Raw genomic sequence first — 12439 nt, forward strand, 5'->3', positions numbered from 1 at the left:
CGACGTGCCGCAGGCAACGCTGAGCGCCAAGGGCCGCCAGACCCGCGAGGCCATCGAGCAGGCGGCACGGAAGCTGTTCGCCGAGCGCGGTTTTCACGGCACCACCTTGGGCGACATTACGTCGGCGGCCGGTAGATCACCCGCGGCGTTCTACCGGTACTTCGCCGACAAGGAGGACCTGCTGGCGGTGCTGGCCGAGTCGTTCCTGCACGAGGTCGTCGCGCCGTCGGGTTCGAGCATCGACCTGCCCGAATCCCCCGACGACGACGCCTTCTTCCGCGCGGTGGTGACCGGTTACTGGAACATGTTCAAGCAGAACATCGGCATCATGATCGCCGTCGCGCAACTCGCCGCGACCCAACCGCGGTTCGCCGCGGTGCAGAACGAGTTCCGCCGCTTCGGGATGGAGATCGTCGCCGCCTCGGTGCAGCGCGCCCAGGAGCAGGGCTACGGCACCGAACTGGACCCCCAGCCCACCGCCGCGGCGATCGCGCTACTGTTCGAGAACTTCACGTCCGTCTTCGTCGGCACCTCGGGACTCGACGTCGAGATCACCGACGAAGATGCCATCGCGACACTGTCGAGGATCTGGAAGAAGACGCTGTACGGGTTCTAGTCGTTTCAACCCGCCGAGCGCACGGTTGTTGTACACGAAACGCGAGTAGAGGCGCTAGCAACCGTACGCTCGGCGACAACGTAGAGAGGAAATCACCGTGGATTTCGCCCTGCCCGACCATCTACCCGGACTGCTCGCGGAGATGGACGCGTTCATCGAAGCCGAGATCAAACCGCTCGAGCGCGAGAACATCCAGTATTTCGACAAGCGTCGCGAACACGCCCGCACCGACTGGGACAACGACGGCGTGCCGCGCCGCGAGTGGGAGGACCTTCTCGACGAGATGCGCAGGCGCGCAGACGCGGCCGGCTGGTTACGGTACGGGCTGCCGTCGCGGTTCGGCGGCCGCGACGGCAGCAACATCGACATGGCGGTGATCCGCGAGCATCTCGCGCACAAGGGGCTGGGGCTGCACAACGACCTGCAGAACGAGTCGTCGATCGTCGGCAACTTCCCGCAGGTGATCATGATGGACCGGTTCGGCACCGAGCAGCAGAAGGCCGAATGGACCGAGGCGCTGATCACCGGTGAGCGGTCGATGGCCTTCGGGCTCACCGAACCCGACCACGGCTCCGACGCCACCTGGATGGAGACCACCGCGGTACGCGACGGCGACGAGTGGGTCATCAACGGCGCCAAGCGATTCAACACGGGCGTGCACCGGGCCACGCACGATCTGGTGTTCGCCAGAACATCCGGCGATCGCGGTCAGGCGCGGGGCATCACCGCGTTCCTGGTGCCGACCGACGCGCCGGGCTTCACCGTGCCGTACTACTGGTGGTCGTTCAACATGCCGACCGACCACGGCGAGGTGTCGCTGTCCGACGTCCGCGTGCCCGACGACGCGATCCTCGGCGAGGTGGACCGCGGGCTCGAGGTCGGCCAGACGTTCCTGCACGAGAACAGGATCCGGCAGGCGGCCAGCAGCCTGGGCGCCGCGCAGTATTGCATCGACCGGGCCGTGCAGTACGCGGGAGAACGCAAGGTGTTCGGCAAGCCGCTGGCGGTCAACCAGGCGGTGCAGTGGCCGCTGGTGGAGTTGCAGACCGAGGCGCAGATGGTCCGGCTGCTGGTGTACTACGCCGCTTCGGAGTTGGACCGTAACCACCACATGGAGGTCTCCGACAAGGTGTCGATGGCCAACTATCGCGCCAACCGGTTGGTGTGCGAGGCGTCCGACCGGGCGATGCAGGTGTTCGGCGGCGTCGGCTACAGCCGCCATGAGCCGTTCGAGCACATCTACCGGCACCACCGCCGCTACCGGATCACCGAGGGCGCCGAGGAGATCCAGATCCGCCGGGTGGCGCAGCGGCTGTTCGGGTTCGGCAAGCGTTGAGCCGCGAGCTGGCCGACGCGCTGACCGGGGTGCTGCGCCCGGTGCTCGGCGACACCATCGCCGTCGAGAACCTGCGCGCGCTGACCGGCGGAGCCAGCCGCACGACGTGGGCGTTCGACGCCGTCACCGACAGCCGTCGGGCGCTGATCCTGCGCACCGGGCCACCCGACGACGTGCACGCCTCAATGGAGTTGGAGGCGGCGGTGCAGCAGCGGGCGGCCGCCGCCGGCGCGCCGGTGCCGCACATCCTGGCCGCCGACAATTCGCCCGCGGCGCTGGGCAATCCGTACCTGATCTGTGACGCCAAAGGCGGCGAGACGATCGTGCGCCGGATCTACCGCGCGCTCGACGATGCCGGGCGCGCGCGGTTGTTGCAGCAGTGTGCGCAGGCGCTGGCGGCCATCCACCGGGCGGACTACCGGGGCGCCGGGGTGCCGCCGGCCGACCAGCTCGCCGGGTGGCGCGACCAGCTCGACGAGATGGGCGACACCACAGCCACATTCGAATGGGCGTTTCGGTGGCTGGCCGAGCACCGGCCGCCGCTATCGGAGCAGGTGCTGGTGCACGGTGACTTCCGAATGGGCAACCTGATCGTCGACGACGGCGGGCTGGCAGCGGTGCTGGACTGGGAGCTCGTACACGTCGGCGAGCGCTACGAGGATCTGGCGTGGTTCTGCATCCGCGCATGGCGGTTCGGCGCCGTCGAGGAGCTGGGAGCGGGCGGTCTGGGCAGCGTCGAGGCATTCCTGTCGGCGTACGAGGCGGCCGCGGGCATGGCGCTCGACCGCGTCGCGTTCCGCTGGTGGCTGGTCGCCGCCACGCTGTCGTGGGGCGTCATCTGCCGGTATCAGGCCGAGCGGCACCTGTCCGGGCAGACCGAATCGGTGGAGTTGGCCGCGATCGGGCGGCGGGTGGCCGAAACCGAGTGGGACGTGCTGGATCTGCTGGAGGGAGGTGGGCCGCGATGAGCTGGCTCTACGGTCGGCCGACCGCCGCGGAGCTGGTCGCCGCGGTCGCGGGGTTCCTGGAGAACGACGTGCGCAGCGCGACCGCGCCCGGCGGAGGGGCCGATACCGGCCAGGTCAACTTCCACGCCCGCGTCGCGGCCAACGTGCTGCGCATCGTCGAACGCGAACTGCAGGACAGCACCGCGTCGGAGGTGTTCGACGCGCTCGGGCGGCTCGGCTACGCCGACGAGCCCACGCTGGCGGCGGCGATCCGCGCCGGCGAGCTCGACGGCCGGGCGGCCGACGTGCTGCCGGTGCTGCGCACGCTGGTGCGCCACCGCCTCGACGTCAACCACCCCGGCTACTGAGCGATTTGTGAGTGAAAACGATCGCTCAGTGGGTGTTGCGAAATGCCGAGTGAGGTGTTTGGCGTTCGGGACTGAGCGCGACACGATGAGTTATGGCTCGTTCGTATCGTCCTGTGGTGCGTGATCAGGAGTTCTTGTTGCCGCCGAATATGGCGGACTGGCTGCCTGCAGATCATCTGGTGTGGTTTGTCCTTGATGTGGTCGAGCAACTCGACACTTCGAGGTTGCACGCACAGCGGCGCACTGGTGGCGTCGGGCGGGCGGGTTATGACCCGGATATGTTGTTGGCGTTGTTGATCTATGCCTATGCGACAGGGCAGCGGTCATCGCGCCAGATTGAACGGTTGTGCACCGACCATGTCGCCTATCGGGTGGTGTGTGCTCAGGACCGGCCGGATCACACCACGATCGCGCGATTCCGCGCGGCTCACGATGAGGCGTTCACCGACCTGTTCGCCCAGGTGCTGCGCTTGTGCGCCCAAGCCGGGATGGTTCAGGTCGGGGTGGTTTCTATTGATGGCACCAAGATCGCAGCCAACGCCTCGAAATCAGCGAACCGGTCTCAGCGGTGGGTGGCTGAGCAAGCTCGCCGGATCGCCGAGGATGTGGTCAGTCAAGCCGCCGCGGTCGATGCCGCCGAAGACGCCGCAGAAGCCCAAGCCGGCCCGGCGCAGCGCCCGCCGGCCGAATTGGCTACCCCTGCCGGGCGCGCGGCGGCGATCAAGAGGGCCAAGGAAGAGATCGCCCGTCAAGACGCCGCCAACGCCGAGGCCGACGCTGCCGATGAGGCCCGTCAAGAGCACTACCTGCAGCGCGTGGAGGCCGGTGAAGTCGTGTCGAGTCGACCACCGGCTGGAGTGGATCAGGTGCGCCTGTATCAGGCCAGGATTGCCCGTGAACAGCGGCGTCTGGCCCCGTTGCTGAATGTGCGCGGGACCGCAGAGGCCAACCAGCGTGCCGCGATTCGCAAGATCCTCAAGAAGGCCCAAGCCGGATTGGCCCGGGCTCAGCAAGAGCAGGCCGCCGGGCTGGCTGACCGGCGGGGCGCGTCTGAACGCCGACGCGTCCGCCTCGGCGTTCAGCGTGGCCAGGCACGCGGGCCTGTGGTCAATCTGACCGATCCGCAGGCTCGATTGATGGTCGAGGGCGCCGGCGGCGGATCGGTTCAGGGCTACAACAGCCAGATCGTGTGCTCTGATGACCACTTCGTGATCGGGTTGCACATCTCCCAAGACGCCAACGATCTACATTGCTGGACACCAGCTTTGGCTGCGGCCACGACCCACATGGATGCCCTCAACAAGACGATCGAATTGGTCCTAGCCGACAACGGCTACTTCACCGAAGACAACATCACCAGCCCCGGGCCCGAGCGGCTCATAGCCCCGGGCCGGGGTCGAGCCGTTCATCACGACGCTAAACACCAATCCATTCAAGGCCCGCCACCACCGGATCTGTCACCGCGCGATGCGATGCGTCACACCCTGCGCGACCCCGAGCAGGCCCAACGATACAAACGCCGTTCGGCAACCGTGGAACCGGTAATCGGACACCTCAAAGACCGCATCGGCCTACGCCGCTTCGCCCGCCGCGGCCTGGCAGCCGTCAGCGCCGAACTGCATCTGGCCGCCGCAGCACTGAACCTCACTAAACTCCACACAGCCACCGCCGGATAACTCCGGCATCACCGTTGCACCCGGCGACATCCCCACCATCACCGGCTCACCGCTCACAAATCGCAACACCCACTCAGCGAACGAAATCACTCACAAATCGCCCCGGCGGGCCCGCGCCAGCCACGCCGGTTCATCGACCAGCGACCCGGCCGGCTGCCCGAACGCGGCGACGTGGGCCTCCCCGATGACGCCGCGATAGGTCGTCTCGACCAGCGACTCGAGCGTCCAGCCGTCGCCGAACGCGCCGCGGATGTCGTCCTCGCTGACCTGCGGCCCGAAGCCGTGGCCGCGGTCCGACAGCGCCAGCACGTGCACGGTCCCGCCCGGTTCACAGGCCGCGTGCAGGCTGGCCACATACCGGGCGCGGTCGGCGGCGGCGAAGATGTGGAACAGGGCGCTGTCGAGGATCGTGTCGTAGCGGGTCGCGCTGCCGAGGTTCGTCGCGTCAGCCACCGCGAACCGCGCCTCGACATGCTGGGCCGCCGCGTTGGCCCGCGCGTGCTCGATCGCCGCCGGGGCGTAGTCGACGCCGAGCACGTCGTAACCCAGTCGGGTCAGCAGGATCGTGTGCTCGCCCGCGCCGCAACCGACGTCGAGCACGCGGCCGGTGAACCCGCCCGCGCGTTCGAGTTCCACGATCGCGGGCTGGGGCGCTCCGATCACCCAGGGCGGGGTTCCGCTCTTGTAGGCGTCGTCGAATAGGGACAGAGTGGGTGTGACATCCATGCCGCCAGTGTTCAACCTCAACGCCCGTTGAGGTCAAGGAGGACTCATGACCGTCGCCGACGACACGATCACCGACGTGGCGGATCAGCTGTTCGGCGCGATCGAGCGCGGCGACCGCGAGGCGGTGCAACGGTTGTGGAGCGAGCACATCGTGGTCTGGAAGGTTGCCGACGCCGACCGCGACAAGGACCGGGCGCTGCGGGTGATCGATTGGTTCATCGGCGCGACGACGCAGCGTCGCTATGAGATCCTCGACCGAAGGCTGTTCGACGGCGGGTTTGTCCAGCAACACATCCTGCACGCCAGCGGAAGCAACGGCGGGGCGATCGCGATGCGCGTCTGCATCGTGGTCAAGCTGGACGGCGACGGACTGATCAGCTCGATCGACGAGTACTTCGATCCGGCCGAGATCGCCCCGCTGCTCGGGTCGACGAGGTGACGAGGAGACGACATGGCAAGTCTGAGTGAGCTTTTCAGCGATCCGGGATCGGCGGGTCGCTGGGTACTCGACCCCGGACAGTCCACCGTCACGGTGAAAAGCAAGTCGCTGTGGGGTCTGCTGCCCGTCAAGGGGCGGTTCACCGAGCTCACCGGCGAGGGTCAGCTCACCGCCCCGCAGACCGTGTCCGGGCGCGTCGACATCAAGGCGGCGTCGCTTCGCACCGGCATCCGCAAACGCGACGAGCACCTGCACTCCGCGGATTTCTTTGAAGCCGAGAAGTTTCCGGACATCACCGTGGTCGTCACCGGGGCCGACGCGATCGACGGTGACACGCTCGACCTGCGCGCCGACCTCACCATCAAGAACACCACCCGGCCGCTGACACTGCGCGTCTCGGTGACGCCGGTCGGCGACGGCGGAATGCGGCTGAGCACGCAGGCGTCGGTCGACCGGCAGGACTTCGGCGTCGACGGCAACATGGCGGGCATGATCGGTGACAACGCGACGATCTCCGGCGACTTGGTGTTCCGGCACGCCGGCTAGCCGTACCATCACCGCATGGCCGACTCATCGCGTCCGCTGCGGGTCCTCGTCTACAGCGACAACCCACGAACCCGCGAAGAGGTGCAACTGGCGCTGGGCAAGCGGGTCCACCCGGAACTGCCCGAACTGACCTACTTCGAGGTCGCGACCGGCCCGATGGTCATCCGACAGATGGATCAGGGTGGCTTCGATCTGGTGATCCTCGACGGCGAGGCCAGCCCCACCGGCGGGATGGGAATCGCCAAGCAGCTCAAGGACGAGATCGCCGACTGCCCACCGATCCTGGTGCTCACGGGGCGGCCCGACGACGCGTGGCTGGCGCGGTGGTCGCGGGCCGAGGCGGCGGTGCCGCACCCGATCGACCCGATCCGGCTCGGCGACGCCGTCGCGGGCCTGCTGCGCACCCTCGTGCAATAGCCCGCAAATACGCGTATTCGCCTGTCGCACAGGCCTGTTGGAGGCACGACGGCATCGCCGATCGTTGCCAATAGCGATACTAACCAAAACGTGTGGCGTGCATCGCAAAGCCCGCTAGTGTGTGGGTAAGCTCACATCGACAGCCCACGAGGGAGCGTTTGCGCGGTATGGATTTGTACACGCCAATCCTGGTGCTTGGCGCTATTGCGGCGGCGTTCGCAGTCGGCTCGGTCGGCATTGCTCTGCTGGTCGGACCACGGCGCTACAACCGAGCCAAGCTCGAGGCCTACGAATGCGGCATCGAGCCGGTGCCGCACGGCGGCCCGTCCGGTCAGCCCACCGGCCAGCGGTTTCCGATCAAGTACTACTTGACCGCGATGTTGTTCATCATCTTCGACATCGAGATCGTCTTCCTCTACCCGTGGGCTGTCGCTTTCGACAATCTCGGACTGTTTGCGCTGGTAGAGATGCTGCTGTTCATGCTGACGGTGTTCGTGGCCTACGCGTACGTCTGGCGGCGAGGAGGCCTGCAATGGGACTAGAAGAGAAACTGCCCGGCGGAATTCTGCTGTCCACCGTCGAGAAGGTGGCCGGCTACATCCGCAAGGGGTCGCTATGGCCGGCGACGTTCGGCCTGGCGTGCTGCGCGATCGAGATGATGGCCACGGCCGGTCCGCGCTTCGACATCTCGCGGTTCGGCATGGAGCGCTTCTCCGCGACGCCGCGGCAGGCCGACCTGATGATCGTCGCGGGCCGGGTGAGCCAGAAGATGGCGCCGGTGCTGCGGCAGATCTACGACCAGATGGCCGAACCGAAATGGGTGCTCGCGATGGGCGTCTGCGCCTCCTCGGGCGGGATGTTCAATAACTACGCGATCGTGCAGGGCGTCGACCACGTGGTGCCGGTGGACATCTACCTGCCCGGCTGCCCACCGCGGCCCGAGATGCTGCTGCACGCGATCCTCAAGCTGCACGACAAGATTCAGGAAATGCCGCTCGGCGTGCACCGCGAAGAGGCCGTGCGCGAAGCCGAGCAGGCGGCGCTGGCCGTCACGCCGACCATCGAGCTCAAGGGTTTGCTGCGGTGAGCGAGAACAACGGTCCCGAGATCATCGGCGTGCGCCGCGGGATGTTCGGCAACCGCGACACCGGCGACACCTCCGGTTACGGCCGGCTGGTACGCCCGGTGGCGCTGCCCGGCAGCTCACCGCGGCCGTACGGCGGGTTCTTCGACGAGGTCGTCGACCGGCTGGAGGCCGTGCTCGGCGAGGACGGTTTCGCCGCCTCGATCGAGCGGGTGGTGGTCTACCGCGACGAGCTCACGCTCGAGGTGGACCGCACGCAGTTGCCGACGGTCGCCCAGGCGCTGCGCGACGACCCCCAGCTGCACTTCGAGCTGTGCCTCGGGGTCAGCGGGGTGCACTATCCCGACGACGTGGGACGCGAGCTGCACGCCGTCTACCCGCTGATGTCGATCACGCACAACCGCCGGATCCGGGTCGAGGTCGCCGCGCCCGACGCCGACCCGCACATCCCGTCGCTGTTCGGGGTGTATCCCACCGTCGACTGGCACGAGCGCGAGACCTACGACTTCTTCGGCATCGTCTTCGTCGGTCATCCGGCCCTGACCCGCATCGAGATGCCCGATGACTGGGTGGGCCACCCGCAGCGCAAGGACTACCCGTTGGGCGGCATCCCGGTCGAGTACCACGGCGCCGAGATCCCACCGCCCGATCAACGGAGGGCCTACAACTGATGAGCATCGACCAGACCGAGAGCGGCGAGACCGTTGTCGTTGTCGGCGGCCAGGATTGGGACCACGTCGTCGAGGCGGCCAGGGAAGCGGCGGCCGCGAACGCCGGTGACCGGATCGTCGTCAACATGGGCCCGCAGCATCCCTCCACGCACGGCGTGCTGCGGCTCATCCTCGAGATCGACGGCGAGACGATCGTGTCGGCCCGCTGCGGAATCGGCTACCTGCACACCGGAATCGAGAAGAATCTCGAGTTCCGCACCTGGACGCAGGGCGTCACGTTCGTCACGCGGATGGACTACCTGTCCCCGTTCTTCAACGAGACCGCGTACTGCCTGGCGGTCGAAAAACTGCTCGGCGTCGCCGACGACATCCCGGAGCGGGCCAGCGTCATCCGCGTGATGATGATGGAGCTCAACCGGATCTCCTCGCATCTGGTCGCGCTGGCCACCGGCGGCATGGAACTCGGCGCGATGAGCGCGATGTTCTACGGGTTCCGGGAGCGCGAGCAGATCCTGTCGGTGTTCGAGACCATCACCGGTCTGCGGATGAACAGCGCCTACATCCGGCCGGGCGGAGTCGCGGTGGACCTGCCCGACGAAGGTCTGCCCCAGATCCGCGAACTGCTCGGCCTGATGCCCAAGCGGCTCAAGGATCTGTCGGATCTGCTCAACGAGAACTACATCTGGAAGGCCCGCACGCAGAACGTCGGATACCTCGACCTGACGGGCTGCATGGCGCTGGGCATCACCGGGCCGTGTCTGCGCTCGACCGGGCTGCCGCACGATCTGCGCAAGTCCCAACCCTATTGCGGCTATGAGACTTACGACTTCGACGTCATCACCGACGACGGCTGCGACTCCTACGGCCGGTACCTGATCCGGGTCAAGGAGATGGCCGAGTCGCTGAAGATCGTCGAGCAGTGCGTGGAGCGGCTCGAGCGGCTCGCCGGACAGCCGGTGATGATCCAGGACAAGAAGCTGGCCTGGCCTGCCGACCTGAAAGTCGGTCCGGACGGGCTGGGCAACTCGCCCGAGCACATCGCCAAGATCATGGGACATTCGATGGAGGGGCTCATCCACCACTTCAAGATCGTCACCGAGGGCATCCGGGTGCCCGCCGGGCAGGTGTACGTCGGAATCGAGTCTCCGCGAGGCGAACTGGGCGTGCACATGGTCTCCGACGGTGGCACCCGACCGTACCGGGTGCACTACCGCGACCCGTCGTTCAACAATCTGCAGGCCGTCGCCGCGATGTGCGAGGGCGGCATGGTGGCCGACGCGATCACCGCTGTCGCGTCGATCGATCCGGTGATGGGCGGGGTGGACAGGTAGATGAGCGTATTCCTCGAGCTTGGTCAACGACCTGACGAACCCGGCCCGCCGATCAACGGGCCGGTGTCGTATCCGGACGAGGTCGCGACGCGGTTGAGCGCCGACGCGGCGAAGATCGTCGCGCGCTATCCGCAGTCACGGTCGGCGCTGTTGCCGCTGCTGCACCTGGTGCAGTCGGAGGACGGCTGCCTGACCCCGGCCGGTATCGCGTTCTGCGCCAGGCAGTTGCAGCTGACCGAGGCCGAGGTCACCGCGGTGGCGACGTTCTACTCGATGTATCGGCGCACGCCCACCGGCGACTACCTCGTCGGGGTCTGCACGAACACGCTGTGCGCGGTGATGGGCGGCGACGCGATCCTCGACGCGCTGCAGGACCACCTCGGTATCCACGCCGGCGAGACGACCGAGTCCGTCGACGGGGGGCCCAGGGTCACGCTCGACCACGTCGAGTGCAACGCCGCCTGCGACTACGCGCCGGTGGTCATGGTCAACTGGGAGTTCTACGACAACCAGACGCCCGCATCGGCACGGGATCTCGTCGACGGCCTGCGCTCGGGCACGCCCCCGGACCCGACCCGCGGCGGCGCACCGCTGTGCACGTTCCGCGAGACCGCGCGCACGCTCGCGGGCCTGCCCGATCCGCGGTCCAACGGCGGCGCCACCGGCGACGCCACGCTGGCCGGGTTGCGGATCGCCCGCGAACGCGGCATGCAGGCGCCTGAGGCCGAGGCCCAGGGCTCGCCCCCGGAGACGCCCGACGACGCGGCGGCCGCCGCGAACGCCACCAGGAACGCGTCGGCTCCTGGCCCGTCGGCCACCGTTCCCCCGAAACCCGGCACCATCGAAACCAGCCCCGACGCAACGGATTCTGACGCATGACCGCTTTGACCCCCGTGCTCAGCCGGTTCTGGGACGAACCGGAACCATGGTCGCTGGACACCTACCGCCGCCACGGCGGATACCGCGGCCTGGAGAAGGCGCTGTCGATGCCGCCCGATGACGTCATCGCGTTGATCAAGGATTCCGGCCTGCGTGGCCGCGGCGGCGCCGGCTTCCCGACCGGGACGAAGTGGTCGTTCATCCCGCAGGACGACACCGGCGCGGGCGCCAAACCGCACTACCTGGTGATCAACGCCGACGAGTCGGAACCCGGGACGTGCAAAGACATTCCGTTGATGCTGACAACCCCGCACTTCCTGGTCGAAGGTGCGATCATCGCGGCGTACGCGATCCGCGCCCACCACGCGTTCATCTACCTGCGCGGTGAGGTGGTGCCGGTGCTGCGCCGGTTGCACGCCGCGGTCGCGGAGGCCTACGAGGCCGGGTATCTGGGCACCGACATCAACGGCTCGGGCTTCGACCTGGACCTGATCGTGCACGCCGGCGCCGGGGCGTACATCTGCGGTGAGGAGACCGCGCTGCTGGATTCGCTGGAGGGCAGGCGCGGCCAACCCCGGCTGCGGCCACCGTTTCCCGCCGTCGCCGGGCTGTACGCCTGCCCGACTGTGGTGAACAACGTCGAATCCATCGCCAGCGTGCCGCCCATCATGCTCAACGGGATCGACTGGTTCCGCTCGATGGGTACGGAGAAGTCGCCGGGTTTCACGCTGTACTCGCTGTCGGGTCACGTCACCACGCCCGGTCAGTACGAGGCGCCGCTGGGCATCACGCTGCGCGAACTGCTGGAGTACGCCGGCGGTATCCGCGCCGGGCACAAGCTGAAGTTCTGGACCCCCGGCGGTTCGTCGACCCCGCTGCTGACCGACGAACACCTCGATGTGCCACTGGATTACGAGGGTATGGCCGGTGTCGGCACCATGCTGGGCACCAAGGCCCTGCAGATCTTCGACGAGACGACGTGCGTGGTGCGCGCGGTGCGCCGCTGGACGCAGTTCTACGCCCACGAGTCGTGCGGCAAGTGCACACCGTGCCGCGAGGGCACCTACTGGCTGGCCCAGATCTACGAGCGGCTGGAGACCGGTCGCGGCACCGAGGCCGACATCGACAAGCTGCTCGACATCTCCGACAACATCTTCGGAAAGTCGTTCTGCGCGTTGGGCGACGGGGCCGCGGCGCCGATCATGTCGTCGATCAAGTTCTTCCGTGACGAGTACATCGCCCATCTGCAGGGCGGGTGTCCGTTCGACCCGCATGCCTCGACGCTGATGGCGACCGAAGGGGCGGGTGTGTGATGGCGCGATCGGTCCGGCTCTTTTCCGGCGAGCAGACGCAAACTGCCCCGAAAACGGCCGAAAAGTGGGCAGTTCACGTCTGCTCGCGCA

General features: G+C 67.5%; 15 protein-coding genes. 14 read left to right on the forward strand and 1 reads right to left on the reverse strand.

Translation table 11 applies throughout. The features are described 5' to 3' along the window. Window positions 1-4 precede the first annotated feature (4 nt). The 5 genes from BLW81_RS26645 to BLW81_RS26665 all read left to right on the forward strand — a co-directional run bounded on the left by BLW81_RS26645 (window position 5) and on the right by BLW81_RS26665 (window position 4943). Window positions 5-616: a TetR/AcrR family transcriptional regulator gene (locus BLW81_RS26645; RefSeq protein ID WP_083409800.1), complete on the forward strand. Its 612-nt coding sequence runs from the start codon at window positions 5-7 to the stop codon at window positions 614-616. A gap of 97 nt (window positions 617-713) precedes the next feature. Continuing rightward, window positions 714-1952, forward strand: a complete 1239-nt coding sequence (locus BLW81_RS26650; RefSeq protein WP_083409801.1) for an acyl-CoA dehydrogenase family protein — start codon at window positions 714-716, stop codon at window positions 1950-1952. Continuing rightward, window positions 1949-2920, forward strand: coding sequence for a phosphotransferase family protein (locus BLW81_RS26655; RefSeq protein ID WP_157897850.1), 972 nt, complete (start codon window positions 1949-1951; stop codon window positions 2918-2920). Before BLW81_RS26650 ends, BLW81_RS26655 begins: the two co-directional genes overlap by 4 nt. Further along, entirely contained in the window at window positions 2917-3267 is a 351-nt protein-coding gene (locus BLW81_RS29785; protein WP_083409802.1) for a DUF6285 domain-containing protein, read from the forward strand. The genes BLW81_RS26655 and BLW81_RS29785 overlap by 4 nt, the downstream gene beginning before the upstream one ends. A 116-nt stretch (window positions 3268-3383) precedes the next feature. Then, window positions 3384-4943 carry a transposase gene (locus tag BLW81_RS26665; RefSeq protein ID WP_235632108.1) on the forward strand — a complete coding sequence of 520 codons (1560 nt, stop codon included), beginning with the start codon at window positions 3384-3386 and terminating at the stop codon, window positions 4941-4943. Window positions 4944-5033: 90 nt separating this feature from the next. Here the strand turns inward: BLW81_RS26665 and BLW81_RS26670 are convergent, their stop codons facing one another. Beyond that, window positions 5034-5669, reverse strand: coding sequence for a class I SAM-dependent methyltransferase (locus tag BLW81_RS26670; RefSeq protein WP_083409803.1), 636 nt, complete (start codon window positions 5667-5669; stop codon window positions 5034-5036). Between the two features lie 46 nt (window positions 5670-5715). Here BLW81_RS26670 and BLW81_RS26675 point away from each other — a divergent pair, with 46 nt between their 5' ends. The 9 genes from BLW81_RS26675 (at window position 5716) to nuoF (ending at window position 12349) form a co-directional block, all read left to right on the forward strand. Then, window positions 5716-6108 (forward strand): nuclear transport factor 2 family protein, encoded by a 393-nt coding sequence (locus BLW81_RS26675; RefSeq protein ID WP_083409804.1) that lies wholly within the window; start codon window positions 5716-5718, stop codon window positions 6106-6108. A gap of 12 nt (window positions 6109-6120) precedes the next feature. Next, window positions 6121-6654, forward strand: a complete 534-nt coding sequence (locus BLW81_RS26680; RefSeq protein ID WP_083409805.1) for a YceI family protein — start codon at window positions 6121-6123, stop codon at window positions 6652-6654. A gap of 15 nt (window positions 6655-6669) precedes the next feature. After that, window positions 6670-7071, forward strand: coding sequence for an Rv3143 family two-component system response regulator (locus BLW81_RS26685; RefSeq protein WP_083409806.1), 402 nt, complete (start codon window positions 6670-6672; stop codon window positions 7069-7071). Window positions 7072-7238: 167 nt separating this feature from the next. Further along, window positions 7239-7613: an NADH-quinone oxidoreductase subunit A gene (locus BLW81_RS26690; RefSeq protein WP_083409807.1), complete on the forward strand. Its 375-nt coding sequence runs from the start codon at window positions 7239-7241 to the stop codon at window positions 7611-7613. Further along, window positions 7604-8158: a NuoB/complex I 20 kDa subunit family protein gene (locus BLW81_RS26695; protein WP_083409808.1), complete on the forward strand. Its 555-nt coding sequence runs from the start codon at window positions 7604-7606 to the stop codon at window positions 8156-8158. The genes BLW81_RS26690 and BLW81_RS26695 overlap by 10 nt, the downstream gene beginning before the upstream one ends. Then, window positions 8155-8826: an NADH-quinone oxidoreductase subunit C gene (locus BLW81_RS26700; RefSeq protein WP_083409809.1), complete on the forward strand. Its 672-nt coding sequence runs from the start codon at window positions 8155-8157 to the stop codon at window positions 8824-8826. Before BLW81_RS26695 ends, BLW81_RS26700 begins: the two co-directional genes overlap by 4 nt. Further along, window positions 8826-10157, forward strand: coding sequence for an NADH dehydrogenase (quinone) subunit D (nuoD, locus tag BLW81_RS26705; protein ID WP_083409810.1), 1332 nt, complete (start codon window positions 8826-8828; stop codon window positions 10155-10157). The genes BLW81_RS26700 and nuoD overlap by 1 nt, the downstream gene beginning before the upstream one ends. Then, window positions 10158-11036: an NADH-quinone oxidoreductase subunit NuoE gene (nuoE, locus tag BLW81_RS26710; protein WP_083409811.1), complete on the forward strand. Its 879-nt coding sequence runs from the start codon at window positions 10158-10160 to the stop codon at window positions 11034-11036. Next, a complete protein-coding gene (gene nuoF, locus BLW81_RS26715) occupies window positions 11033-12349 on the forward strand; it encodes an NADH-quinone oxidoreductase subunit NuoF (RefSeq protein WP_083409812.1) in 1317 nt (438 codons plus the stop codon). The genes nuoE and nuoF overlap by 4 nt, the downstream gene beginning before the upstream one ends. Window positions 12350-12439 lie beyond the last annotated feature (90 nt).

This window comes from Mycolicibacterium rutilum, from assembly GCF_900108565.1.
Lineage (GTDB): Bacteria > Actinomycetota > Actinomycetes > Mycobacteriales > Mycobacteriaceae > Mycobacterium > Mycobacterium rutilum.

Excerpts from the sequence above, each read along its gene's own strand:
- BLW81_RS26680 (WP_083409805.1), top strand. The coding sequence starts at position 6,121 with ATGGCAAGTCTGAGTGAGCTTTTCAGCGATCCGGGATCGGCGGGTCGC.
- nuoD (WP_083409810.1), top strand. The coding sequence starts at position 8,826 with ATGAGCATCGACCAGACCGAGAGCGGCGAGACCGTTGTCGTTGTCGGC.
- nuoF (WP_083409812.1), top strand. The coding sequence starts at position 11,033 with ATGACCGCTTTGACCCCCGTGCTCAGCCGGTTCTGGGACGAACCGGAA.
- BLW81_RS26690 (WP_083409807.1), top strand. The coding sequence starts at position 7,239 with ATGGATTTGTACACGCCAATCCTGGTGCTTGGCGCTATTGCGGCGGCG.
- BLW81_RS26685 (WP_083409806.1), top strand. The coding sequence starts at position 6,670 with ATGGCCGACTCATCGCGTCCGCTGCGGGTCCTCGTCTACAGCGACAAC.
- BLW81_RS26670 (WP_083409803.1), bottom strand. The coding sequence starts at position 5,669 with ATGGATGTCACACCCACTCTGTCCCTATTCGACGACGCCTACAAGAGC.
- BLW81_RS26675 (WP_083409804.1), top strand. The coding sequence starts at position 5,716 with ATGACCGTCGCCGACGACACGATCACCGACGTGGCGGATCAGCTGTTC.
- BLW81_RS26695 (WP_083409808.1), top strand. The coding sequence starts at position 7,604 with ATGGGACTAGAAGAGAAACTGCCCGGCGGAATTCTGCTGTCCACCGTC.
- nuoE (WP_083409811.1), top strand. The coding sequence starts at position 10,158 with ATGAGCGTATTCCTCGAGCTTGGTCAACGACCTGACGAACCCGGCCCG.
- BLW81_RS29785 (WP_083409802.1), top strand. The coding sequence starts at position 2,917 with ATGAGCTGGCTCTACGGTCGGCCGACCGCCGCGGAGCTGGTCGCCGCG.